This window comes from Magnetospirillum sp. XM-1, assembly GCF_001511835.1.
Lineage (GTDB): Bacteria > Pseudomonadota > Alphaproteobacteria > Rhodospirillales > Magnetospirillaceae > Phaeospirillum.
Map to the genome: position 1 here is coordinate 3,628,427 of NZ_LN997848.1, position 25,558 is coordinate 3,653,984.

Here is a 25,558-nt window from a genome sequence, read left to right on the forward strand (position 1 = left end):
TTGTCCCGCCTGCCGGTCAGCCCGCCCGTCGCCATCGCCGCCGCCGCCGTCACGGCCGCCGGGCTGGCCCTGGCCCTTGCCGCCCCGATCCTGATGGACGGCAATTCCTGGCGCGGGCGCATCGAGGCCGAAGCTTCCACCCTGGTGGGCCGCAAGGTCACCGTGGCCGGCCCCATCAGCCTGCGCATCCTGCCCAGCCCGGCGGTGACCCTGGCGGCGGTGGCGGTGGAAAACGCCGCCTCCCTGGACCGGGTGCGCCTGGGCCTGTCGCTGGGCGCCTTGCTGTCCGGCCGTCCCGAACTGTCCGACATTCTCATCGAGGGAGGACGCGCAGGCCCCGTCGACGGCTTGAATCTTCGCGCCTCGGCGGCGAAGGACGCCTTTGCCGTCAGCGGAAACGCCAAGCTGTGGGGCAAGCCCGTCACCCTGGAGGCGAGCGGATCGCGCCCCGCCGCCAACGAGACGGCGCCCTTGAAGGCCAGCCTCGCCATGCCGTCGCTGGAAAGCTCGGCCGGCTTCGAGGGACGCTTCGGCAAGGGCGGGCTGGACGGCAAGGTCGAGGTGTCGCTGGCTTCCCTGGCCCGGGCCGCCGGGTCGGGACAATTGCCCGATTCCCCCCTGTCGGCCCAGGCCGGATTGCGCCTGACCCCGGACGAGGTGGTGATCTCCGACCTAGGGGTGATCCTGGGTGATTCGACCATCACCGGCAGCGTGGTGGCCAGCCGGAACGGCAGTCCCGCCCTGATGGACGTCACCCTTCGGGCCGACAGCTTCGACCTGGACGCCCGGCAGACGCCCGCCGCCCCCCGCCCAGCCGCCCCAACCGCCCCGGCCGCCCCAACCGCCGCACCGGCCCCCACCGGCGGGCCGCAACCGCCATCGCCCGCCCCCGCCGCCTCGCAGCCTTTCGAACTGCCGCAGGATCTCGCGGCCAATCTCGATATCGGCATCGGCCGCCTGATCTGGCGGGGCGAGATCGTTTCCAACATCCAGTTGAACGCCCTGCTGGACGGCGGCCGCCTGACCCTGTCCCAGGCGTCGGCCCGGCTGCCCGGCGCCGGCGCGGTCAAGCTGACCGGCGCGCTTTCCACGCCCGAAGGCCGCCCGCGCTTCGAGGGCGACCTTCGGGTAGAAAGCCGCAACTTGCCTACCTTACGCCAGTGGATCGGCCTGGGCGGCTCTCCCACGCCGGCCAGGGCCAAGCTGGAAGGTAAGGTGCGGCTTGCCGACAACCGGCTGTCGCTCAACGCGCTCACCCTGGATCTGGACGAACGCCGCGTCACCGGCATGATCGGCGCCGGGCTGGCGTGGCCGGTGCCGGTGAAGGCGGAACTGGGCTTGCCCGGACTGGCCTTCGGCTTCGACGGGAGCTGGGAGGGTGGAAGGGTCGCGGGGAACGCATCCTTGCGCGCCGCCGGCTTCGCCCAGGCCATGCGCACCCTGGCGCCCGCCTACCGTCCGCGCGGCAACGGCGAATTGTCCGTCACCGGCCGCGTCGAGGGAAACAGCAGCCAACTGGCCTTCGACGAGGTGCAGGCGCGGGCCGGCGACGCCGTTCTGGGCGGCAAGGCGGCCCTCGCCCTGGAGGGGCGGCCCAGGCTGACCGCCAGCCTGACGGGCAACGCCATCGCGCTGGACCCGTTCCTGCCCGCCGAGGGCAAGGACAAGGCCGACGAGCCGAAACCCCGCCGGCGCACCGGCTATGCCGCCCCGCCGCCGCCGCCCATCATTGCGGCCGCCCTGTCCTCGGACGGCGCGTGGTCGCGGTCTCCCCTCGACCTGGGCTGGCTGCAGGCCCTGGACGCCGACGTCACCCTCGAGGCCAAATCCGTCAGCCTGGAGCGCTGGCGGCTCGACCAGGTTCGCGCCCATATGGGGCTGGCCAAGGGCGTCCTCGACCTCGACCGCCTGTCGGGCCGCCTGCTGGGCGGCGAACTGGCCGCCGCCGGCCGCGTGGCCGCCAACGCCATGACCCTGTCGGCCAATCTGAAGGAGGCCGAGCTGGCCCAGATCAGGCCGTCGGCCGGCGGTCTGCGGCTGGAGAAGGGGCGCATGGGAGCCGAGATGCGCCTTGCCGCCGCCGGAACCTCGCCCGCCGCCCTGGCGGCCAGCCTGTCGGGCAACGGCAAGGTCCTGGTGGCCGACGGCGAGGTCAGCGGCTTCGATCTCGCCGCCATGGATACGCGCATGCGCAATCTGGAGAATCTCGGCAGCCTGCTGGGGCTGGTCCAGGCCGGGCTGTCGGGGGGAAGCTCGCGCTTTTCCAGCCTGTCGGGCACCTTCACCGCCGACAGGGGCATCGTCGCCAGCCGCGACCTTGCCCTGGTGGCCGACGGCGGCGGCGCCACCGGCATCGCCACCCTCGATCTGCCCAGGGAAACCATCTCGTCGAAGATCGCCTTCCGGCTGGCCGCCCCCGACGCCCCAGCCCTGGGGCTGCGGCTGGAGGGCCCGCTGGCCGCGCCGGTCAAGGCGGTGGACGTCAACGACCTGCAGCGCTGGCTGGTGGAAAAGGGATTGGGCAAGGCCTTGAATCCCAAGGGCGCCGGAGAAAACTCCGACGCCCCCAGGAAACTCAAGGCCGGCGACGCGCTGCGCGGCCTGTTCTCCGCCTTCGGCAAGAAGAAGGCGGAATAGGATGCGGGCGGGACGCCCGCGCCCCCCTCTTTCGGAGCGCGGGCGTCCCGCCCGCCCGAGGCCTCAGCCCACCTTGGGCAGTTCGGCCAGGGCGGCGTCCAGGTCGGCCTGGGTGTAGGTGTTGTCCTTGAGCTTGCCGGCGAAGAAGTCGGTATAGGCCTGCATGTCGAAATGGCCGTGGCCCGACAGGTTGAACAGGATGGTCTCGGCCTTGCCCTCGGCCTTGCAGCGCAGGGCCTCGTCGATGGCGCCCTTGACGGCGTGCGACGATTCAGGTGCGGGCACGATGCCTTCCGAGCGGGCGAACTGCACGGCGGCCGCGAAGCACTCGGTCTGGTGATAGGCGCGCGCCTCCATCAGGCCCAGTTCCTTCACATGGCTGACCATGGGGGCCATGCCGTGATAGCGCAGGCCGCCGGCATGCGAGCCCGGCGGCATGAAGGTGGCGCCCAGCGTGTGCATCTTGACCAGCGGGGTCAGCTTGCCGGTATCGCCGAAATCGTAGGCGTAGAGGCCCTTGGTCAGCGTCGGGCACGAGGCGGGCTCGACGCCGATGACGCGGGTCTTGGCCCCCTTCAGGTTCTCGCGGATGTAGGGGAAGGCCAGGCCGGCGAAGTTGGAGCCGCCGCCGGTGCAGGCGATGACGATGTCCGGAGAATCGTCGGCCATCTCCATCTGCATCATGGCTTCCTCGCCGATGATGGTCTGGTGCAGGCAGACGTGGTTCAAGACGCTGCCCAGCGCGTACTTGGTGTCGTCGCGCGAGGCGGCGACCTCGACTGCTTCCGAGATGGCGATACCCAGCGAGCCGTTGGAATTGGGATCCTTCTCCAGGATGGCGCGGCCGGCATGGGTCAGGTTGGACGGGCTGGGAATGCACTTGGCGCCGTAGGTCTCCATCAGCGCCCGGCGATAGGGCTTCTGATCAAAGGAGACCTTGACCATGAACACCTCGACATCCAGGCCGAACAGCGAGCCGGCGAAGGCCATGGACGACCCCCACTGCCCGGCGCCGGTCTCGGTGGCGATGCGCTTGACGCCTTCCTGCTTGTTGTAGAAGGCCTGGGGCACCGAAGTGTTGGGCTTGTGGCTGCCGGCCGGGCTGACGCCCTCGTACTTGAAATAGATCTTGGCAGGCGTGCCCAGCGCCTTCTCCAGGCGCCGGGCCCGGACCAGCGGGCTGGGCCGCCACAGGCGATAGACGTCCCGCACCGGCTCGGGGATCTCGACCCAGCGTTCCTGCGTCACTTCCTGGGCGATCACCGCCATGGGGAAAATGGGAGCCAGATCGTCGGGGCCGATGGGCTGGCCGGTGCCGGGATGCAGCGGCGGCGGCGCGGGGACGGCCAGATCGGCATTGAGGTTGTACCAGGCCTTGGGCAGGCGATCCTCGGACAGCAGGTACTTGGTGCTCTCGGTCATGGCGGTGTCCCCTCTCCCCTTTCGGGATGTGATATTGTGGGGATGGTTTTACGCTCTGCCGGCGCCGTTGCAAAGAGTGCGAAGAGAAGTGAATTTTCCGCTTGCACAGACCCTTCGTTCGACCTATAAAGCGGCCCTCCGGCGGGGGCTACGGCCGAAACCGGAGACACTGAGGGCGTATAGCTCAGTTGGTAGAGCAGCTGACTCTTAATCAGCTGGTCCAAGGTTCGAGTCCTTGTGCGCCCACCAAATTCAGGGGCCCCGGAAGCCATTCGCTTCCGGGGCCTTTGATTTTTGCCCTCCCGATCTGGGACAAGGCTGCCCCTCAATATTAGCAAAAGCACGTATATGCCATCTCACCTATCCTTCTGGGATAGGCTTGCTCCCACGCATGGGGAAGAGCCGCCAAAGCCAGGCAAAGCGACGGAGGGGGCCATGGTCGGCATGAAAATCAAGGGGCGTCTCGTCTTCAGCTTCGTCGGCTTGCTGGCGATCGTGATCCTCGGCGTCCTGCCGCTGATGCTGCAGCAGGTGTCGTCCACCATCACCCAGGCCGAGAAGCGGGAATTGGCGGGACTGCGGCAGGCCTTCGACTCCGCCATCGCCGCCCAGGTCGAGGGGGCGACGGGCATGGCGCTGCTGGTCGCCGGCATTCCGGATGTCCAGCAGGCCTTCGCCACCGGCGACCGCGAACGGCTTTCGAAGCTCTTTCTGCCGGGCTTCACGCCATTGAAGAATCGCATGGGCGTCGACCAGTTCCAGTTTCATCTTCCCCCTGCGACGTCATTCCTTCGCCTGCACATGCCGGGAAAATTCGGCGACGACCTTTCGCGCATCCGACAGACGGTGGTCGAGGCGAATACCTCTCGCCAGGCGGTCGCCGGGCTTGAGGCGGGGGTGTCGGGACTGGGCGCCCGGGGGGTGGTTCCGCTGTTCAACGGGCCGAGCCATCTGGGAACGGTCGAATTCGGCATGGCCCTGGGACGCAAGTTCGTCGAGGATTTCAAATCACGCTACGGCGCCGATGCCACCGTCCTGATCCGCGATGCCGCCTCGGGCGGCATGAAGCCCCTGGCGGCCACCACCGACCGCCCGTTCCTGTCGGATTCCGACTGGGCCCAGGCCATGGCGGGACAAACGATCATCCGGGAAGGAGACATCGATGGCCGCCCCGTCGCCGCCCTGGCGTCGCCTCTCCTGGACTATTCCGGCAAACCGGCGGCGGTGGTGGAACTGGTGCTGGGCACCGAGGACTACATGGCCGAATTGCGCAGTGCCAGGAACAAGGCGTTCGGGGGCGCGGCCCTGATTCTGCTGATCGGTCTGTCGGCCGCCTGGCTGCTGGCCCGCAACATCGCCGAGCCGCTGGTGCGCATCTCCAAGGTCACCCGTGAACTGGCCGAAGGCCGGCTGGAAATCGACATTCCCTCGACCGAACGCAAGGACGAGGTGGGGGCCATGGCCCGCGCCGTCGAGGTGTTCAAGCGCAACGCCATCGACAAGGAGAGGATGGAACGCGAGGCGCAATCGGCACGCCAGCGCCAGGAGGAGGATCGGGCCTCGCGCAACATGGCGGCGTCCGAGCATGCGCAGGAGGTAAAAGCCAAGGTCGATTCCGTCGATGCCGCCACGATCGGCATCCGCATGACCGCCCAGAAGATGTCCGAACGCTCGGAACGCAGCGGCAGCCTGTCCATGGAAATGGGCGAGGCCGCCAGGATTACCAGCGAACACGCGGGCATCGTCTCGGAGGCGGCGAGACAGCTGTCGCTGGCGGTCGACGAGATCGCCCAGCAGATCAGCAGCGCCGGGGACGTTACCCGGGAGGCCGTGGCCGGCGTATCAGGCACCGCCGAGAAGATGGACGAGCTTTCCGACGTCGTGCGCTCCATCGGCGACATCGTCCACCTCATCAACGACATCGCGTCGCAGACCAACCTCCTGGCCTTGAACGCCACCATCGAGGCGGCCCGGGCCGGCGAGGCGGGAAAGGGCTTCGCGGTGGTGGCGGGCGAGGTCAAGAACCTGGCCAACCAGACGGCGCGCGCCACCGAGGACATCGGCGGCAAGGTTGCCGAGATCCAGGCCTCCACCCGGTCCATGTCGGCAAGCATCCAGGAGGTGGTTTCGGTGATCGGCACCCTGGACGGCATCTCCTCGGCCATCGCGGGGGCGATCCAGCAGCAGGACGCGTCCACCCGCGAAATCGCCAGCAATGTGGACGAGGTCGCCCATCAGGCCAACAAGGTGGCCCTGTCGGTCAGCCAGATGGCCCGGGCCTCGGCCCAGACATGCGCCGGAACGATTCGCGTGATCTGGAGCGCCAAGGACCTGACCCAGATCGTTGATGGGCTGACCGGCGAGACGGAGAAATTCATCCTTCGCCTCAACGACGAGGCGCAGGCGTAGAAACAGGCGTTGACGCCGGCCGAAGCGGCGGCGGCAGGCGATGCCTGCGGCCGCTCAAAGAGCCACGTATTGAAGGCTTGGTGGGCGGTGACGGGATCGAACCGCCGACCCTCTCGGTGTAAACGAGATGCTCTGCCAGCTGAGCTAACCGCCCCACAGGCAGGTTCTAGGACGCTCTCGGGTTTTGGGCAAGCCCCCAAAACCAAACCGGCCGCCCCTTCGGGCGGCCGGCGCAATGTACTTTTGAAGGGGCAGCCTTACTGGATGCCGTCCTTCAGGCCCTTGCCAGCCTTGAACTTCGGCTGCTTGGAGGCCGGAATCTTGATCTTTTCGCCGGTGCGGGGATTGCGGCCCTCGGACGCCGCGCGCGACGCGACGGCGAAAGTGCCGAAACCGACCAGACGAACCTCATCGCCGCCCTTCAGCGCGGAGGTGATGGCTTCGAAAACACCGTCCACGGCCTTAGCCGCATCGGCCTTGGACAGACCAGCGGCGCCAGCCACGGCCGTCACGAGATCGTTCTTGTTCACCTGAGGACCCCCTTCGTTATACCGACATTGATAGCCGGCAATACCGCCTATCGAATTAGACAGCCGTCAGTCTAATTCAGCCTATCGGATAGCGTCAATGCGCAATCGCCGAGAAATGGCGGATTTGCTGGCATCCACGCCCCTGGCGCCCTCGACTCACATATGCAAAACCGGCGATTCCCGAGGGAATACGCCGGTTTTAACTAGGGAAATGCCCTTATTGCGCTCAGTGGGTGACCAATCCGCCGGCCACAGCCTCGCCGTCCTTGGCCGGCTTGGCTTCGGCCACGTCGTCGGGCTCGTCCCACTCGATGGCCACCGGCTTGCGGACCAGGGCCAGGGACAGAACCTCGTCGGCGGTAGCCACCGGGATGATGTCCAGGCCCTTCTTCACGTTGTCGGGAATCTCGGCCAGGTCCTTCTCGTTCTCCTTGGGGATGAGAACGGTCTTGATGCCGCCGCGCAACGCCGCCAGCAGCTTTTCCTTCAGGCCCCCGATGGGCAGCACCCGGCCGCGCAGCGTGATCTCGCCGGTCATGGCCACGTCGCGGCGGACCGGAATGCCGGTCAGCACGGAGACGATGGTGGTGCACATGGCGACGCCGGCCGAGGGGCCGTCCTTGGGCGTGGCGCCCTCGGGCACGTGGACGTGGATGTCGCGCTTCTCGAACACGGTGGGCTTGATCCCTAAGCTGACCGAGCGCGAGCGCACGTAGGAGCGGGCCGCCTGCACGGATTCCTGCATGACGTCGCCCAGCTTGCCGGTGTGGCTGAAGGTGCCCTTGCCCGGCATGCTGACCGCCTCGATGGTCAGCAGCTCGCCGCCCACCTCGGTCCAGGCCAGACCGGTGACCACGCCGACCAGATCCTGTTCCTCCACCTCGCCGAAGCGGTAGCGGTGGATGCCGGCGTACTTTTCCAGGTTGCGGGGCGTGACGGCGACCTTGGTCTTGCGGGTCGAGACGATCTCCTTGACCGCCTTGCGGGCCAGATTGGCCAGTTCGCGCTCCATGTTGCGCACGCCCGCCTCGCGGGTGTAGTAGCGCACGATGTGACGCAGCGCCTCGTCCGAGATGGACCACTCGCCCTTCTTCAAGCCGGCGGCCTTGATCACCTTGGGCAGCAGGTGGCGCTTGGAGATTTCCACCTTCTCGTCCTCGGTGTAGCCGGACAGGCGGATGATCTCCATGCGGTCCAGCAGCGGCTGGGGCATGCGCATGGTATTGGCGGTGGTCACGAACATCACGTCGGAGAGGTCGTAATCCACCTCCAGGTAATGGTCGTTGAAGGTGGCGTTCTGCTCGGGATCCAGCACCTCGAGCAGCGCGGAAGCCGGATCGCCGCGCCAGTCGGCGCCCAGCTTGTCGATCTCGTCGAGGAGGAACAGCGGATTGGACGACTTGGCCTTCTTCATGCCCTGGACGACCTTGCCGGGCATGGAGCCGATATAGGTACGGCGGTGGCCGCGCACCTCGGCCTCGTCACGGACGCCGCCCAGGCTCATGCGCACGAAGTTGCGCCCCGTGGCCTTGGCGATGGACTTGCCGAGCGAGGTCTTGCCCACGCCGGGCGGGCCGACCAGGCACAGGATGGGCCCCCGCACCTTGTCGGTGCGGATCTGCACCGCGAGATATTCGAGGATGCGTTCCTTGACCTTCTCCAGGCCGTAATGGTCGGCGTTGAGCACCGATTCCGCCAGCTTGACGTCCTTCTTGACCTTGGTCCGCTTCTTCCACGGAATGGTCAGCAGCCAGTCGAGGTAGTTGCGCACCACGGTGGCCTCGGCCGACATGGGGCTCATGGACTTGAGCTTCTTCAGCTCGGCCATGGCCTTCTCGCGGGCCTCGACGGTCAGCTTGGTCTTGGCGATGCGCTCTTCCAGCTCGGCGGTCTCGTCCTTGCCGTCGTCGCCCTCGCCCAGCTCCTTCTGAATGGCCTTCAGCTGCTCGTTCAGATAGTACTCGCGCTGAGTCTTTTCCATCTGCCGCTTGACGCGGTTGCGGATCTTCTTTTCCACCTGAAGGACGCCGATCTCGCCCTCCATGTAGGAATAGACCCGCTCGAGCCGCTCGGAGACCACCTCGATCTCGAGGAGTTCCTGCTTCTCGGCGATCTTCAGCGCCAGATGGGACGCCACGGTGTCGGCCAGCTTGGCCGAATCCTCGATCTGATTGACCGAGACCAGCACCTCGGGCGGAATCTTCTTGTTGAGCTTGATGTACTGCTCGAACTGGCTGACCACCGAGCGCGACAGCGCCTCCAGCTCCTGCTGGTCGCCTTCACGCTCGTCCACCACCTCGGCGGTGGCCTGGAAGAAATTCTCGTTGTCGGTAAAGCCGGTGATCTTGGCGCGCTTGCCGCCCTCGACCAGCACCTTGACGGTGCCGTCGGGCAGCTTGAGCAGCTGCAGCACGGTAGACACGGTGCCCACCGAATAGATGTCCTCGGTGGTGGGGTCGTCCTGGGCGGCGTTCTTCTGGGCGACCAGCAGGATCTGCTTGTCTTCCCGCATCACGTCTTCCAGCGCCCGCACGGATTTCTCCCGGCCGACGAACAGCGGGACGATCATGTGGGGGAAGACGACGATGTCCCGGAGCGGAAGGACGGGAAAAACATCGCCAGGAGGGGTATCGACCATGCTGCCTCATTCACGCCGGCGGGCCACCCAACTGGGCCGGCCCGTCTTTGTACTGTCACGTTACAGGCTCTAGCTGGGGCGGACTCCCCCCGTCGTCAAGCCATGTCCGACGATTCTAGTGTCTTGTCGGGGGTGTCCGCAATGCAGATTTTGGCCTTAGGCCGATGCGGAACACTAGGAATTGTGTGAAAAGCGACGGGCGGGCCCCCTGATCAGGGGAACCCGCCCGTTTTTTCACGCTTCGAACCGAATTTAAGCGCTGGCGCCGGTGTCCTCGCGCCGTTCGGCGTAGATGTAGAGCGGCTTGGCGCGGCCCTCCACCACTTCCTTGTTGATCACCACCTCGTCCACGGCGTCAAGGCCGGGCAGGTCGAACATGGTGTCGAGCAGAATGCTTTCCATGATGGAGCGCAGGCCGCGGGCACCGGTCTTGCGGGCGATGGCCTTTTCCGAGATGGCCTTCAGCGCGTCGTCGGAGAAGGTGAGACGGGTGTCCTCCATCTCGAACAGGCGCTGGTACTGCTTGACCAGGGCGTTCTTGGGCTTGGACAGGATGTCGATCAGGGCGTCGACGTCCAGATCCTCGAGCGTCGCCAGAACCGGCAGACGGCCGACGAATTCCGGGATCAGGCCGAACTTCAGCAGATCCTCGGGCTCGACCTCGCGCAGGATTTCGCCGGTGCGCCGCTCGTCCGGGCCGCGCACGTCGGCGCCAAAGCCGATGGAGGTACCCCGGCCTCTGCTGCCGATGATCTTCTCCAGCCCGGCGAAGGCGCCGCCACAGATGAACAGGATGTTGGTGGTGTCCACCTGCAGGAATTCCTGCTGCGGATGCTTGCGCCCACCCTGGGGCGGCACCGAGGCGACGGTGCCTTCCATGATCTTCAGCAGGGCCTGCTGCACGCCCTCGCCCGACACGTCGCGGGTGATGGACGGGTTGTCGGACTTGCGGCTGATCTTGTCCACTTCGTCGATGTAGACGATGCCGCGCTGGGCCCGCTCGACATTGTATTCGGCGGCCTGCAGCAGCTTGAGGATGATGTTCTCCACGTCCTCGCCCACGTAACCGGCCTCGGTCAGCGTGGTGGCGTCGGCCATGGTGAAGGGCACGTCGAGGATGCGGGCCAGGGTCTGGGCCAGCAGGGTCTTGCCGCAGCCGGTGGGGCCGATCAGCAGGATGTTGGACTTGGCCAGCTCGACTTCGTTGTTCTTGCCGCCGTGCTGCAGGCGCTTGTAGTGGTTGTGGACGGCGACCGACAGCACCTTCTTGGCATGGCCCTGGCCGATGACGTAGTCATCGAGCACCTGGCAGATGTCCTTGGGGGTCGGCACGCCATCGCGCGAGCGGACCATGTGGGTCTTGTGCTCTTCGCGGATGATGTCCATGCACAGCTCGACGCATTCATCGCAGATGAACACGGTCGGCCCGGCGATAAGCTTCCTCACCTCGTGCTGGCTCTTGCCGCAGAACGAGCAGTAGAGGGTGTTCTTGGAATCGCCGCTAGAGGACTTGGTCATCGAAACTCCATTGGATCAAAACGGCCGCATCGCACCCGCGAAATCATGTTAGACACAGCCCGCCACGCCAGACAACGACAATTCTGCCTGAACCGCATAAGCAAACGGCCGGGCGGGTTCCGTTCAGGAACCGGCCCGGCCGCTGTCGCGTGAACGGACGTCAGGAAGCGCTGTCGCCCTCGGCGGCGGGACGCTTGTTCACCACCTCGTCGATCAGGCCGAATTCCTTGGCCTCCTCGGCGGTCATGAACTTGTCGCGTTCCATCACCTTCTCGATGACGTCCAGCGGCTGGCCGGTGTGCTGAACATAGATGTTGTTCAGCCGGGCGCGCAGCGCAAGGATCTCGCGGGCCTGGATCTCGATATCGGTGGCCTGGCCCTGGGCGCCGCCCGACGGCTGGTGAACCATGATGCGGGCGTTGGGCAGGGAGAAACGCTTGCCCTTCTCGCCGGCGGTCATCAGCAGCGAGCCCATGGAGGCCGCCTGGCCGATGCACACGGTGGAGACGTGCGGACGGATGTACTGCATGGTGTCGTACATGGCCAGGCCCGACGTCACCACGCCGCCCGGCGAGTTGATGTAGAAGGCGATGTCCTTGTTGGGATTCTCGGATTCCAGGAACAACAGCTGGGCGCAGATCAGGCTGGCGACCTCGTCGTACACCTGTCCGGTCAGGAAGATGATCCGCTCCTTCAGCAGGCGCGAATAGATGTCGTAGGACCGCTCGCCCCGGTTGGTCTGCTCGACCACCATGGGAACCAGGGTGTTCATGTACAGGTCGATCGGGTCTCTTTCGCGCATGTTCCGTCCTTCATGGATTTGGCAACGGCGGGGGCGGACGCCGAGGAAATTGGCCGCCCGCGATATTCATATGGTGAATATCGCGGGCATTGCACGTCGGGTCGAGACCTATTCGGCCGCCTTCTTCTTGGCGGCGGCCTTCTTCTTCGGCTTGGCCGGGGCGTCGCCCTCGGCGGAAGCCTCGTCGGGGTCCTTGCGCAGGTCGTCCACCGACACTTCCTTGTCGGTGATCTTGGCCAGCTCCAGGATGAAATCGACCACCTTCTCCTCGTAGAGGGGAGCGCGCAGCGATTCCAGGGCTTCGGTGTTCTTCTGGTAGTACTGCAGCACCAGATGCTCCTGGCCGGGGTAGCGGCGGGCTTCCATCATGATGCCGCGGTTCAGGTCTTCCTGGGTCACGTTGATCTCGTTGACCCGGCCGACCTCGGCCAGCAGCAGGCCCAGGCGCACGCGGCGCTCGGCCAGGGTGCGGTACTCGGCCTTCAGCTCGTCCTCGGACTTGGCGGCGTCGGCGGGGTCCTGGCGGCCGGCTTCCTTATCGGACTCGACCTGCTTCCAGATGGCCTCGAACTCGGCGTCCAGCATGCCCGGGGGCACCTGGAAGTCGTGACCCGCCGACAGCGCGTCCAGCAGGGCGCGCTTCAGCTTCATGCGCGACACGCCGTCCAGCTCGCGGGCGATTTCCTCGCGGATGGCGGTCTTGAGCGCGTCGAGGCTTTCCAGGCCGACCGACTTGGCCAGCTCGTCGTCCACGGCGGCGGCCTTGGGGGCGCGCACTTCCTTGACCTTGACCTCGAACAAAGCGGGCTTGCCGGCCAGGGATTCGTTGCCGTAACCCTCGGGGAAGGTCACGTTGACCTCGACGTCCGACTCGGCCTTCTTGCCGACCAGCTGGTCCTCGAAGCCCGGAATGAAGGTGTTGGAGCCCAGCTTCAGCGAGTAGCCCTCGGCGGTGCCGCCGGGGAACGCTACGCCGTCAACCTTGCCCACGAAGTCGATGACGACCACGTCGCCCGACTTGGACGCGCGCTTGACCGCCTCGGAGGTCTCGTTGCGCTCGGCGATCTTGGCCAGGGCGTCGTCCACCTCGGCGTCCGGCACCACGGCCTTGTCGCGCACCAGGTTGATGGTGCCGAAATCCATGGTCTTGATCTCGGGCAGCACTTCCACCGCCACGGTGAACTCCAGGTCCGAGCCTTCCTCGTACTTGGTGATCTCGATCTTGGGCTGCATGGCCGGACGCAGGTTGCCGTCAGTGATGGCCTTGCCGGCGCCGTCGTTGACGGCGTTCTCCAGAATCTCGCCCATCACCGCGCCGCCGTACTTCTTGCGCACGATGGTCATGGGCACCTTGCCGGGGCGGAAGCCCGGCATGGCCACGTTGCGGGCGATCTCCGCCAGCTTGTCCTGCATCCGGGTTTCCAGTTGCTGGGCGGGAACGACGACCTTGAATTCGCGCTTCAGGCCTTCGGCATTGATCTCGGTTACCTGCATCAGTCTATCGCCAATCGAATCGAGTGAGTTGAAATCGCTGCTCCCGCCAGACGGCCTGCTTTAAGCGGCGGCGGCGGCGGTGGCTGGTGCGGGCGAAGGGACTTGAACCCCCATGGCTTGCGCCGCTGGAACCTAAATCCAGTGTGTCTACCAATTCCACCACGCCCGCACGGCCAAACACGCCGGCTGCCTTCGCGCGCGCAAATGCGCGCCCTGGGGCCGCCCCGTCGGGAGGGTCCTGTCTATAGCATGTTCGTTTCCAGGGAAACAGGGAAAAGCCGCAAGCTCCTTTCCACCGGGCTTCGGGCAAGAAAAAAGTCGAGTCGCCCGATCCGCCTCTGGCCGGAATCGATTTGAAAGCCTTCCCCCCCTGCCTCATACTCGCTGTCTACGTATTATTGGGGATCAGGTGGCAAAATGAACCTCGACCGCACTTCAAGCATCGCCTTTCTGCAGATCGACGAAGAGACCAAGCGCGCATTGCGGGAATTCCGCGATATCTTGGCGCGACATATCGACGGGGTTCTCGATACCTTCTACCGCCATGTCAGCAACAATCCGGCGACCGCCAAGATGTTCGCCAACCCCGAGCGCATGGCCCACGCCCGCTCCATGCAGAAGAAGCATTGGATGGAAAGCGTGTTCCTCGGCCAGTTCGACGACCGCTACTTCGCCCAGGTCACCGAGATCGGCAAGGTCCACCAGCGCATCGGCCTGGAGCCCAAGTGGTACACCGCCGGTTATTGCTTCGTGCTGAACATGGTCACCGGCATTGCGGTGGATTATTACCGCAAGGACCCCCGGCGCCTCACCCAGGTGCTGAACGCCATCAACAAGGCCGCGTTCCTGGACATGGACCTGGCCACCTCGGTCTATATCGAGACCAACACCGCCGCCATCATCGCCCGCGAGCTGGGCGCCAAGGCCGACGTCTTCGAGCGCGAGGTCAAGGGATTGGTGGCCTCGGTGGCCTCGTCGGCGGGCCAGATGGAATCCACCGCCAAGACCATGACGTCGACCGCCGAGGAAACCTCGCGCCAGTCCACCACCGTGGCGGCGGCGGCGGAAGAAGCCACCGTCAACATCCAGACCGTGGCGGCGGCGGCCGAGGAACTGTCCTCCTCCATCACCGAGATCAGCCGCCAGGTGTCCCAGTCGGCCCAGATCGCCGCCAACGCCATGGTGGAGGCCGACCGCACCAACCAGATGGTGCAAAGCCTGGCCGAGGCGGCCAGCAAGATCGGCCAGGTGGTGAAGCTGATCAACGACATCGCCAGCCAGACCAACCTCTTGGCCTTGAACGCCACCATCGAGGCGGCGCGGGCCGGCGACGCCGGCAAGGGCTTCGCCGTCGTCGCCAACGAGGTGAAGAGCCTGGCCAACCAGACCGGCAAGGCCACCGAGGAGATCGCCGCCCAGATTTCCGCCGTGCAATCGGCCACCCGCGACGCGGTCACCGCCATCGGCGGCATCGCCAGCACCATCGGCCAGATCAACCAGATCTCGGGCTCCATCGCCGCCGCGGTGGAGGAACAGGGCGCCGCCACCGGCGAAATCGCCCGCAACGTCCAGCAGGCGGCCCAGGGCACCTCGGAAGTGACCGAGACCATCACCCGGGTCAACGCCGCCGCCGCCGAAACCGGCGACGCCGCCCGCCAGGTGCTGGATGCCGCCTCGACCCTGTCGCGCGATTCCGCCCAGCTGGAAACCCAGGTGGACCGCTTCGTCGCCCAGATCCGCGCCGGCTGAGTCGGGAATGCGGGCGGGACGCCCGCGCTCCACGATCATTGGGAGCGCGGGCGTCCCGCCCGCCCCCTAGCCCTTAATCAACGCCTTGACCCGTCCCGACACCGCCACCTTGCCACTGGCCGAATAGGCTTCGTGGTTGGAATCGATGTCGCCCAGGTCATAGAGGTAGTTGACCATCAGCCCCGCCGACTGCGCCAATCCGTTGGCCGACATGTCGGCCATCCAGTTGATCCGCTCGACACGCGCCCCGTTGGACAGGTGGAAATGGGCCACCGGGTCCAGCGCCGCCATGCCGTCGGGGCGCTTCTCGCGAGCCAGGTAGCGGGCGGCGAGCCGGGTCAGCGGCCCCTCCAGCGCCTCGGCCAGCAGGGGCTCGGCCGTCCAGTCGGGTTCGGCCAGCAGCGCCTTGAGGCTGCCCTTGGCGCCCATGCCGCCGGTGGCACGGGTCAGCGCCTTATGCTCGGCGGGCGTCAGCAGACCCGGCTCGCCCGTGGTCAGGCGGCCGTCCAGCCAGCGGCGGAAGCCGGGGATGGGCGACAGGGTGGCGAAGGTCCTGATCTGCTTGAACTCCCGCGACAGGTCGTCCACCACCCGCTTGATCAGGAAATTGCCGAAGCTGATTCCCGCCAGACCACGCTGGGCGTTGTTGATGGAATAGAAGATGGCGGTGTCGGCCTTGTCCACGTCGCCCAGCGGCGCGGTGGGGTCCAGCAGGTCCTGGACGTTGCCGGCCATGTCCTGGACCAGGGCCACCTCGACGAAGATCAGCGGCTCATCGGGCATGCGCGGATGGAAGAAGGCGTAGAGGCGGCGGTCGGAATCCAGGCGGTTCTTCAGGTCGGTCCAGCCCTGGATGGCATGCACCGCCTCGTACTGCATGATCTTTTCCAAGACGGCCGCCGCAGAGCGCCAGGTGACGCGCTCCAGCACCAGGAAGCCCACGTCGAACCACGAGGTCAGCAACCCCTTCAGGTCGCCCTCCAGCGGCGCCAGATGGGGATGCTCGCGCATCAGCCCCATCAGTTCGGCCCGCATGTCCACCAGGAACTTGACGCCCTCGGGAAGCGCGTTGAACTGGGTCAGCAATTTGAGGCGCGGCGGCTCCAGCGCCTGGCGCAGCGCCATCTCGGCCCGGGCGCGCGCCGCGTCGTCCGCCGCCCCGGCCATGGCCGCCGCCGCCGCGTCCACCGCATCCCGGTCCGGCCCGAAATCCGTGGCCAGCAGGGACAGGAAGCGCACCCGTCCCTCGGCCGCCAGGGACAGATAGGCCCGCCCCAGGGCCGCCGCCCGGGCGCGGGCGGAAACCTCGCCGCCCCGCGATTCGAGGCAGGCCGCCATCTGGGCGCGCAGCCGGACCAGATCGCCCTCGGGCAACAGGGGAGAGAGCGGCGGCACCTTGCCCGCCCCGTCCGAGCCGGCGATGTCGCGCCACACGCCCTTCAGGCGGGCCAGCAGAGTGACAGCGGCAGTCTGAACCTCGTTCATGGGTGATTACCCCCCCTTGCGGCCAGGATTGCGGGAAGGGCGTCCGGCAGATCCTCGGCGATCAGGCCGGGCCCATGCGCGACAGCCACCCGCCCGTGCAACCAGGCGGCGGCCGAGGCGGCGGCGAAAGGTTCCATCCCCTGGGCCAGCAGCCCGACGATCAGCCCGGCCAGCACGTCGCCAGACCCGGCGGTGGCAAGGAAGGGCGGCGCATCGGTGGTGATGGTGGCGCGACCGTCGGGATGGGCCACCACGGTGTCCGGCCCCTTGAGCAGCACCACCGCCCCCGAGGCCCGCGCCCCGTGCAGCGCCCGTTCCAGGCGACTCCCGGCCACCTCGCCGAACAGGCGCTTGAACTCGCCGTCATGGGGGGTGAGGACGATCCGGTCGGACAGGCGCCGGAACAGATCTTCGCCCCTTCCTTCGAAACTGCCGGGCGCGTCGGCATCCAGCACGCAAGGCCGCCCGGTGGCCAGCGCTGCCGCCACCCGGGACGCCATCCCCTCGCCCACCCCGCCGCCGGGACCGAGCAGCAGGGCGTTGCGGCGCGGATCGGCCAGCGCGGCGTCGAAGGGCTCGGCCGAGATCACCAGCAGGCCGGGATCGCCGGCACGATAGAGGTCCAGCGCCCGGGGCGGCGCGGCGATGGTGACCAGCCCCGCCCCCACGCGGCGCGCGGCACGCGCCGCCAGCCTGGCGGCGCCGGTCATCTCGGCCCCGCCCAGGATCAGGGCGTGGCCGCGGGAGTATTTGTGCCCGTCGGGCGCGATGGCGGGCAACGCCCAGGCCGCCGGCCCGTTGCGGCGAATGGCGGGCTTGATGTCGTCCAGCGCCGCGTCGGGAATGCCGATATCGGCGACGACGACCTCGCCGCATTTGAGCCGTCCGGGAACCAGGCAATGGCCGGGCTTGGGGCGGAAGAAGGTCACGGTGGCGAGACAATCGGGGGCGGCGCCCATCACGGCGCCGCTGTCGCCGTGAACGCCCGAGGGAACGTCGACGGCGATCACCGGCAGCTTACGCCGGCCGATCTCCTCGACCACCAATCGGGCCTCGCCGTCCAGGGGGCGGGCCAGCCCGGCGCCGAACAGGGCGTCGATCACGCCGACGCAGCCGTCGAGGACGGCCGGCGTCAAGGGCTCGACCCGTCCCGTCCAGCGCTCCGCCATCAGGGCGGCGTCCCCCTTCAGCCGCGCCGGATCGCCCAGCAGGCCGACGCGCACCGCCCTTCCCTCGCGGGCCAGCAGCCGCGCCGCCACGAAGCCGTCGCCGCCGTTGTTGCCGGGACCGCACAGGATGGCGACGCGGCCCCGGGGCAACAGGCGCCGCGCGGCACGGGCCACGGCCCATCCCGCCGCCTCCATCAGCCGCTCGCCGGCAATTCCCGCCGACAGGGCCAGGCCGTCGGCCCGGTACATCTGTTCAACGCTGAGTATCTCGTCGCTCATCCCCCAAGGGTAATGCGCAACTGCCCATTTGCCAACGCGGAGCGGCTGCATTAGATGTTTCGGGCTCGCACGGAGGACTGAAGTGAAGGTCGTGGTCATCGGAGCCGGAGTGATCGGCACCGCCAGCGCCTGGTATCTCGCCAGGGCCGGTCACGACGTGACCGTGGTGGACCGGCGCGAGGGCGCCGGGCTCGAGACCAGCTTCGCCAATGGCGGCCAGGTGTCCCCCTGCCACGCCGAGCCCTGGGCCAACCCGTCCGTCCTGCCCAAGGTGCTGAAATGGCTGGGCCGCGAGGACGCGCCGCTCCTGTTCCGCTGGAACCGCTGGGATCCGGCGCTGTGGGCCTGGGGCCTGCGCTTCCTGGCCAATTGCCCGCGCAGCCAAGCCGAGATCAACACCGAACGCACGCTGCGGGTCGCCCTGTATTCCCGCGCCTGCCTGGGCGAGTTGCGCGCCGAGACCGGCATCGACTACGACCAGCAGACCCGGGGCATCCTCCACGTCTACCGCGACGGCGCCGAGTTCGAGCACGCCTGCCGCGCCGCCGAGGTGATGATCCGCCACGGCCTGCGCCGCATGCCCAAAAACGCGGACGAGTGCGTCGGCATCGAACCCGCCCTGGCCGCCGTGCGGGGGGAATTGGCCGGCGGCATCTACACCCCCGACGACGAAAGCGGCGACGCCCACAAATTCACCCGCCGCCTGGCGGAACTGGCGGCGGCCAGGGGCGTCGAGTTCCGCTGGAACGTGCCGATCCAGGGCCTGCTCCGGGACGGCGGCCGGGTGAGCGGCCTGGCCGCCGGGGCCGAGACCATCGCCGGCGACGCCTATGTCCTTGCCGCCGGCTGCGACTCGCCCCTGCTGGCCCGGCCGCTGGGGCTGAAGCTGCCCGTCATTCCGGCCAAGGGCTATTCCGTCACCGTGCCGGTGGCCAACCATGCCGGCGCGCCCTTCGTCTCCGTCACCGACGACGAGCACAAGATGGTCTATTCCCGCCTGGGCGACCGCTTGCGCGCCGCCGGAACCGCCGAGATGGCGGGCTACGACCGTTCGCTCAACCCGCTGCGGTCCCGCCTGATCCTGGAGAACACCCGGCGCCTGTTCCCCGACGGCGGCGATTTCGACCGCGCCGAGCCCTGGGCCGGCCTGCGTCCCGTCACCCCCGACAGCGTGCCGCTGCTGGGCGCCACGCCGTTCTCCAACCTGTGGCTGAACACCGGACACGGCACGCTCGGCTGGACCATGTCCTGCGGCTCGGGCCGGGTGATCGCCGACCTTGTGTCTGGCCAGCAACCGGACATCGGTATGGATGGACTGGGCGTCGCACGTTTCGCATCCTACCTTTAGAAAAGGGAATGGGCGTGGAGACGACGCCCGGAGGCAGCGATGTTGGTGTGGCGCGACGCCATGAGTACCGGTCACCCGGAAATCGACAAGGCGCAGAAACAGTTCTTGGCCCATGTGAACGAATTCGAGGCCACGCTCCGCCATGCGGGCGCCGACACCGCCATCGGCACGTTCCTCACCGGATTGTACGAGCAGACCTCCATCAATTTCAGCCGCGAGGAAAAGGCCCAGCGGGAATGCGGCTTTCCCTTCCAGGACGCCCACCACCGCGAACATCAGGCCCTGCTGGGACGGCTGGCCGACCTGCAGAACCTCTATCAGGCCACGCCCCACAAGGCCGACCACGGCGCCATGCTCAGAGACCTCGCCGCCCTGATCAAGGATTGGGTGTCGCATCACATGGTGCAAAGCGACGTGATGCTGCGGCGCTATGCCCCCCACCCGCAACACCCGCCGCCCCTTCGGGCTCGCCCGTGACAGGGTGAAATTTCCGCGATAAGCTCAGTCTCCCGCCACGCTCGGGGCGCCATTCTTCGCCATTGCCAAAGGCAGAACGTCTTTGTTCCAGATTTTCCGCGGCAAGACTGAACCGGTTCCGGCAACGGGTGAACGGCCCAGGCTCATCGATCTTCGCCGGGTTGGCATCGTCGTCACCGCCCTGGCGCTGATCGGCGCCTATATCAGCATCATCCTCAACAATCTCGACGAGCTGGAGCGCGAGCGGGTCGAATTCTCCGAATTGCAGGCGCGCAAGATCCTGCAATCCTTCGAGATTCAGACCGTCCGGCTGTTCGACCTGGCCGATGTCTACCTGCGCGCGGCGCGTGATTTCAGCGAGCGCGAGGGGACCGGCAATCTGGGACGATTCCTCGACCGGGTGACGCCGCCCAAATCGAACCTCTTTTCCAGCACCCTGACCGTCATGGACCAGCGCGGGCGCGTCGCGTTCTCGTCCGATCCGGCCCTGCCGCGCGGCACCGACCTTTCCGACCAGGCGGCGTTCCTTCACTTCCAGGGCGCCACAAGCGACGGATTGCTGATCGGAGCCAACAACAACAGCACCGAACCCGACCGGCAGTACTTCCACGTGGCCCGGCCGCTGCTGAACGGCAAGAGCTTGAACGGGGTCATCGTGCTGAACGTCCACTCCAGCCAGATCGCCGGCTTTTACCGGGACATGACGCTGGGTCCGAATTCGTCGGCGGCCATTTTCGGGCTGGACCGCATCCTCCTTGCCCGCCAGCCGCCGCCGGAGGCCGACGCGGCGCCGATGTCGAGCCTGCAGATCTGGGGCGAGGCGCAATCCAAGGCCGAGGGCAAGTTCCGCAAACGCTCTCTGCTCGATGGCATCGAGCGGACCTTCCTTTACAAACGGCTGGCCGACTATCCCCTGGTGGCGGTAATCGGCTTCGCCGATTCCGACATCGCCGCCGGACTGGAGGCCGCCAGGCAATCGGAAGTGATCGAGACCAGCCTGTTCGCTATGGCAATCCTGGCCTTCGCCGTTCTCGTGCTGGTGCTCGACACCCGCAACCGCCGCCTGAGCCAGGCCGAACAGACCAGCCGCGCCGCCGCCGAAATGCTGGAACGCTCCAACGCCGACCTGGAACGCTTCGCCTATGTGGCCTCCCACGACCTGAAGACGCCGCTGCGCGTCATCACCGGCTATGCCCAGATGCTCGACCGCCGCTACCGCGACAAGCTGGACGACGAGGCCAACGAGTACATCGCCTTCCTCACCGCCGGCACCAAGCGCATGTACCGGCTGATCACCGACCTGCTGCACTATTCGCGCATCAACAGCCAGGCCAAGCCGCTGCAGCCCGTGTCGGCGGCCCGCGCCGCCGACATCGCCGCCGGCAACCTGAAGGCGGTGATCGAGGAAAGCGGCGCCACGGTCTCCATCGCCCCCCTGCCCACCATCGAGGCCGACGAAAGCCAGTTGTCCAGCCTGTTCCAGAATTTGCTGGGCAACGCGCTGAAATACCGCCACCCCGAACGGCCCCCGGTCATCCATATCGAGGCGGTGCGGCTGTCCAACTCTATCTGGCGCTTCGCGGTCAAGGACAACGGCATCGGCATCGAGCCCGAGCATTTCGAGCGCATCTTCGTCATCTTCCAGCGCCTGCACGCCGATTCGGCCTACGAGGGAACCGGCATCGGCCTGGCGCTGTGCCAGCGCATCGTCACCCGCCTGGGCGGCCGCATCTGGGTCGAATCCAAGCCGGGCGAGGGCTCCACCTTCTACTTCACCGCCCGCGACGCTCAAGACGACTAATCCTCCTCCTCGTCCTTCCTCTCGTCCGGCTCACGCAAAGAGGGCGGTTCGCGCGGGGCGGTCTGCGCTGGCGCCTTGGCCTTCTTGCGGGGATGGGGATGCCAGGCCCAGGGCCGGTCGCCCTGCCATCCCGCCACCGTCTCGACGCGCACGCCGTCCGGCTCCAGCCACAGGGCATGCGGTCCCCGCCGCCACAGGTCGAAGCGGTCGATCAGCACGCGGGCGCCCCGGCAGGTGCCGCGCAACGGCACACTGCTCACCACCACGTCGGCCCCGGCGCAGGCCTTTTCCGGGTTGTCCTCGTCCTTGACCAGGGCCACCACCCTTCCGTCCACCCGCCACAGGCAGCCGCTTTCGTCGCAGCGCAGCCGGCCGTCCCTGGACGAGCTTTTCTTCGGCCAGCGCTCGGACGCGGCGGGCCCCGCCCGGCGGCTCCACGTGTCCTTGAGAATCCGCCCGCCCTTGCCGTTGAGCAATAGGGTCCCGTCGCCGGCGCGCACCGCCATGCCGTCGCCGCGCCCGTCCACCAGCAAATCGGGAGGCCGGGCGAAGGCCATGGAGGCCAGGGCGGCGGCCATGGGCAGCACCCCCCACCACCGCCACCTCCCCCGCCACAGGCACAGCCAGCTTCCGCCCAGGGTGAACGTCACCATGGCCCACAGCGGCAGGATGGGAAGGGTCACCGCCGAACTGGGCCACGACGCCACCCACACCGCCACCCGGTTGACGCCCTCGACACCCCAGCCCATGGGAACCAGGGCCAGGGATTCCAGCCCGAGCGGCATCAGCACGAACATCACCAGCGCCCAGGGCATCACCCAGAAGCCGGTCAGCGGCACGGCGATCATGTTGGCCGCCACCGACCACACGGCGAAGCGGTTGAAGTGGAAGATGCCGTAGACCGCCGTGGCAAACCCGGCGATCACCGTCGTCGTCACCACCCCGAACACGTAAAGCCCCACCGCCGGCAGGATTCCGGGATGCGCCGCCCGCCAGGCGCCCTGGCGGGGCGTCAGGCTTTCGTAGGCGGCGATCATGGCCACCACGGCGGCAAACGACATCTGGAAACTGGGACCGATCAGTTCCTCGGGCGCCCACAGCAGGATCACCACCGCCGCCCAGGCCACCAGCCGCATGGACAGCGCCATGCGGTCCAGCAGCACCGCCAGCAGCACCAGCCCGGTCATGAAGAAGGAGCGCTGGGCCGGAACCGGCGAACCGGCCAGCAGGGTGTAGAAGCCGGCGAACGCAATCGCCAGGGCCGCCGCCCACTTCTTGATGGGATAGCGCAGCGCCAGGGGCGGAAACAGCGCCAGCAGGCCCCGTAGGCCCACGAACACCAGCCCGGCGGCCATGGTGATGTGCAGGCCCGAGATGGACAGGATGTGGGCCAGGCCCGAATCCCGGTAGGCCTGCATCATGGGGGCCGAAATGGGCATCTGGTCGCCGGTGGTCAGCGCCGCCGTCACCGCCCCCCGGTCGCCGGGCAGCACCGCCAGGATGCGCGCCGTCATGGCGTGGCGGATGTCGTTGACGGCGATGGTGAGCTCTCCCTTCCAGCCGCCGGCGGCGCCCGGTTCGACCACCGTCACCGGCCCCAGCGCCGAGCCGATGCCTCCCAATTGCCGGAACCAGGCGAAACGGGCGAAGTCGAAGGCACCGGGCATGGCCGGCTGGGCCGGCGGCATCAGCATGGCCCGCACCCGGACGCGGTCGCCCACGTTGACCGGAGCGAGGCCGGGCTTGGCCTTGATGCGGGCCTTCAAGGGAACCAGGACATCGTCGCGGTCATGGGCCACCCGGTCCAGCGTCAGGCGGCTGCCGCCGTCGGGCAGGGCCTCGACCTCCACCACCACGCCTTCGAGCATCAGGGCGCCGGTGGGCCGCTCCACCACCGGAGCGGCCAGACGCAGGCTGCGGACCTGGACGACGGCGTATCCCAGCGCCACCGCCAGCAGGCAGGAGGTGGCCAGCATCAGCGGCAGGGACCGGCGGCGGACCAGAAGGAGACAGCCGATGGCCGCCGCCAGCCCGGCCCAGCCCCAGAAAGGGCTGGGCTCGACGGGCAGGGCGAAGTAAAGGCCGATCCCCACGCCCAGAAAAACGGGCAGCCACAAGGGCCAGCGCCCCCGCTCGGCCAGCAGGCACTCTTCCATTGCGCGCAGGAGATTTGCCGCCGCGTCCGATCCGGAGCGTGCGGTCGGGAAAACCCCTATCCAATCGGGCGGGTTTTTTGCCATCCACCCCCAACACCGGGCTGTCAGGGGCATAAAGATATGCTACACAAGGCAGCCTTGTCCCATGCGGCATAAAGGACGCCGAAAGCATCGTCATGACTGTCGTTACCCGCTTCGCCCCCTCTCCCACCGGCTACCTCCACATCGGCGGAGGGCGCACCGCCCTGTTCAACTGGCTGTTCGCCCGCCATTTCGGCGGCAAATTCCTGCTGCGCATCGAAGATACCGACCGCGCCCGCTCGACCGAGGCGGCGGTGGAAGCCATCTTCGATGGCATCAGGTGGCTGGGCCTGGACTGGGACGGCGAGGCGGTGATGCAGTTCTCGCGCGCCGGCCGCCATGCCGAGGTGGCGCGCAAGCTGCTGGACGAGGGCAAGGCCTATCGCTGCTACTGCACCCAGGACGAGCTGGCCGCCATCCGCGAGGAGCAGAAGGCCAAGGGCCTGCCTATGCGCTATCCCGGCATCTGGCGCGACCGCGCCCCGTCCGAGGCTCCGGCCGGCGCCCCCTTCGTGGTGCGCCTCAAGGCCCCCAACGAGGGCGAGACCGTCATCGCCGATCTGGTCCAGGGCGACGTGCGCGTCGCCAACGACCAACTGGACGACATGGTGCTGCTGCGCGCCGACGGCACGCCCACCTATATGCTGTCCGTGGTGGTGGACGACCACGACATGGGCATCACCCACGTCATCCGCGGCGACGACCACCTCACCAACGCCTTCCGCCAGTACCAGCTGTACAAGGCCTGCGGCTGGGACGTGCCGGTTTTCGCCCATATTCCGCTGATCCACGGCGCCGACGGCGCCAAGCTGTCCAAGCGCCACGGCGCGCTGGGCGTCGATGCCTATCGCGACATGGGCTTCCTGCCCGAGGCCATGCGCAACTACCTGCTGCGCCTGGGCTGGAGCCACGGCGACGACGAGATCATCTCGACCGAGCAGGCGATCGAATGGTTCAACCTGGATTCGGTGGGCCGGTCGCCGTCGCGCTTCGACTTCGTCAAGCTGACCAATCTCAACGGCCATTACATGCGCCAGGCCGATGACGGCCGCCTGACCGAGCTGCTGGTCCCCATGCTGGAGGCCAAGAGCGGCGGAAAGCTGAACGGCCAGGCCGTCGCCCGCCTGCGCACCGGCATGACCGGGTTGAAGGAACGGGCCAAGACCATGCTGGAACTGGCCGATTCGGCGCTGTTCTACGTGGCCGAGCGGCCGCTGGCGCTGGACGAGAAGGCGGCCAAGACCATGGCCGACCCGACGGCCGCCGCCGATCTTGCCGCCTACATGGCCGAAGTCAAAGGAGTGGACGCCTGGACGCGCGACACTCTCGAGGACGCCGCCCGCCGCCTGGCCGAGGCGCGGGGGCAGAAGCTCGGCAAGATCGCCCAGCCCTTGCGGGCGGCGCTTGCCGGTTCCTCGGTCTCGCCTCCCATCTTCGAAGTGATGGAAGTGCTGGGCCGCGAGGAATCGCTGGGCCGCATCGAGGACGCCCTCGGCGGGACCCGGCCCACGGAATCATCGGCGGCCTGACGGCTGCCGGACACGTTTAAACAGTGAAGTAGAC

The 25,558-nt window shown here is 67.4% G+C and carries 16 protein-coding genes and 3 tRNA genes; 8 read left to right on the top strand and 11 right to left on the bottom strand.

The features are described from left to right. The gene (locus XM1_RS16810) at positions 1 to 2,637 is read left to right on the top strand and encodes an AsmA family protein (protein ID WP_231920556.1); all 2,637 of its coding nucleotides are present in this window, start codon (positions 1 to 3) and stop codon (positions 2,635 to 2,637) included. 63 nt (positions 2,638 to 2,700) lie between these two features. Here XM1_RS16810 and XM1_RS16815 read toward each other — a convergent pair whose 3' ends face one another. After that, positions 2,701 to 4,059: a TrpB-like pyridoxal phosphate-dependent enzyme gene (locus tag XM1_RS16815; protein ID WP_068435498.1), complete on the bottom strand. Its 1,359-nt coding sequence runs from the start codon at positions 4,057 to 4,059 to the stop codon at positions 2,701 to 2,703. A 173-nt stretch (positions 4,060 to 4,232) separates the two neighbouring features. Here XM1_RS16815 and XM1_RS16820 point away from each other — a divergent pair. Together XM1_RS16820 and XM1_RS16825 are read left to right on the top strand one after the other, a co-directional pair. Continuing rightward, positions 4,233 to 4,308 (top strand) — tRNA-Lys (locus XM1_RS16820). 186 nt (positions 4,309 to 4,494) lie between these two features. Next, on the top strand, positions 4,495 to 6,468 hold the full coding sequence (locus XM1_RS16825; protein ID WP_068435500.1) for a methyl-accepting chemotaxis protein: 1,974 nt from the start codon (positions 4,495 to 4,497) through the stop codon (positions 6,466 to 6,468). A 78-nt stretch (positions 6,469 to 6,546) separates the two neighbouring features. Here XM1_RS16825 and XM1_RS16830 read toward each other — a convergent pair. From XM1_RS16830 to XM1_RS16860, 7 genes are all read right to left on the bottom strand, one after another. Next, positions 6,547 to 6,622, bottom strand: a tRNA-Val gene (locus XM1_RS16830). Between the two features lie 103 nt (positions 6,623 to 6,725). Beyond that, positions 6,726 to 6,998, bottom strand: coding sequence for an HU family DNA-binding protein (locus XM1_RS16835; RefSeq protein ID WP_008617506.1), 273 nt, complete (start codon positions 6,996 to 6,998; stop codon positions 6,726 to 6,728). Positions 6,999 to 7,224: 226 nt separating this feature from the next. Beyond that, on the bottom strand, positions 7,225 to 9,636 hold the full coding sequence (gene lon, locus XM1_RS16840) for an endopeptidase La (protein WP_068435501.1): 2,412 nt from the start codon (positions 9,634 to 9,636) through the stop codon (positions 7,225 to 7,227). 252 nt (positions 9,637 to 9,888) lie between these two features. Beyond that, complete coding sequence (clpX, locus tag XM1_RS16845) at positions 9,889 to 11,154, bottom strand: ATP-dependent Clp protease ATP-binding subunit ClpX (RefSeq protein WP_068435504.1); 1,266 nt, start codon at positions 11,152 to 11,154, stop codon at positions 9,889 to 9,891. A gap of 160 nt (positions 11,155 to 11,314) precedes the next feature. Continuing rightward, on the bottom strand, positions 11,315 to 11,956 hold the full coding sequence (gene clpP / locus XM1_RS16850; RefSeq protein WP_068435506.1) for an ATP-dependent Clp endopeptidase proteolytic subunit ClpP: 642 nt from the start codon (positions 11,954 to 11,956) through the stop codon (positions 11,315 to 11,317). A 108-nt stretch (positions 11,957 to 12,064) separates the two neighbouring features. Further along, positions 12,065 to 13,450, bottom strand: a complete 1,386-nt coding sequence (gene tig / locus XM1_RS16855) for a trigger factor (protein ID WP_068435508.1) — start codon at positions 13,448 to 13,450, stop codon at positions 12,065 to 12,067. Between the two features lie 84 nt (positions 13,451 to 13,534). Next, positions 13,535 to 13,619 (bottom strand) — tRNA-Leu (locus tag XM1_RS16860). Between the two features lie 248 nt (positions 13,620 to 13,867). On the opposite strand from XM1_RS16860, the gene XM1_RS16865 reads away from it, so the two are divergent. Further along, positions 13,868 to 15,199 (top strand): globin-coupled sensor protein, encoded by a 1,332-nt coding sequence (locus XM1_RS16865; protein ID WP_068435510.1) that lies wholly within the window; start codon positions 13,868 to 13,870, stop codon positions 15,197 to 15,199. 66 nt (positions 15,200 to 15,265) lie between these two features. On the opposite strand, the gene XM1_RS16870 is transcribed toward XM1_RS16865, so the two are convergent. After that, complete coding sequence (locus XM1_RS16870) at positions 15,266 to 16,684, bottom strand: malonyl-CoA decarboxylase (RefSeq protein ID WP_068435512.1); 1,419 nt, start codon at positions 16,682 to 16,684, stop codon at positions 15,266 to 15,268. Then, complete coding sequence (locus XM1_RS16875; RefSeq protein ID WP_068435514.1) at positions 16,681 to 18,132, bottom strand: bifunctional ADP-dependent NAD(P)H-hydrate dehydratase/NAD(P)H-hydrate epimerase; 1,452 nt, start codon at positions 18,130 to 18,132, stop codon at positions 16,681 to 16,683. The genes XM1_RS16870 and XM1_RS16875 overlap by 4 nt, the downstream gene beginning before the upstream one ends. Before the next feature lie 82 nt (positions 18,133 to 18,214). Here XM1_RS16875 and XM1_RS16880 point away from each other — a divergent pair, with 82 nt between their 5' ends. The 3 genes from XM1_RS16880 to XM1_RS16890 all read left to right on the top strand — a co-directional run bounded on the left by XM1_RS16880 (position 18,215) and on the right by XM1_RS16890 (position 21,758). After that, positions 18,215 to 19,480: a D-amino acid dehydrogenase gene (locus tag XM1_RS16880; RefSeq protein ID WP_068435516.1), complete on the top strand. Its 1,266-nt coding sequence runs from the start codon at positions 18,215 to 18,217 to the stop codon at positions 19,478 to 19,480. 60 nt (positions 19,481 to 19,540) lie between these two features. Then, complete coding sequence (locus tag XM1_RS16885; protein WP_231920557.1) at positions 19,541 to 19,957, top strand: bacteriohemerythrin; 417 nt, start codon at positions 19,541 to 19,543, stop codon at positions 19,955 to 19,957. Between the two features lie 82 nt (positions 19,958 to 20,039). Continuing rightward, positions 20,040 to 21,758 carry an ATP-binding protein gene (locus tag XM1_RS16890; RefSeq protein ID WP_068435519.1) on the top strand — a complete coding sequence of 573 codons (1,719 nt, stop codon included), beginning with the start codon at positions 20,040 to 20,042 and terminating at the stop codon, positions 21,756 to 21,758. Here XM1_RS16890 and XM1_RS16895 read toward each other — a convergent pair. Then, complete coding sequence (locus tag XM1_RS16895; RefSeq protein ID WP_068435521.1) at positions 21,755 to 23,914, bottom strand: ComEC/Rec2 family competence protein; 2,160 nt, start codon at positions 23,912 to 23,914, stop codon at positions 21,755 to 21,757. The two genes, XM1_RS16890 and XM1_RS16895, sit on opposite strands and share 4 nt — an antisense overlap. A gap of 176 nt (positions 23,915 to 24,090) precedes the next feature. On the opposite strand from XM1_RS16895, the gene gltX reads away from it, so the two are divergent. Further along, the gene (gltX, locus tag XM1_RS16900) at positions 24,091 to 25,524 is read left to right on the top strand and encodes a glutamate--tRNA ligase (RefSeq protein WP_068435526.1); all 1,434 of its coding nucleotides are present in this window, start codon (positions 24,091 to 24,093) and stop codon (positions 25,522 to 25,524) included. The last annotated feature ends 34 nt before the right edge of the window (positions 25,525 to 25,558 follow it).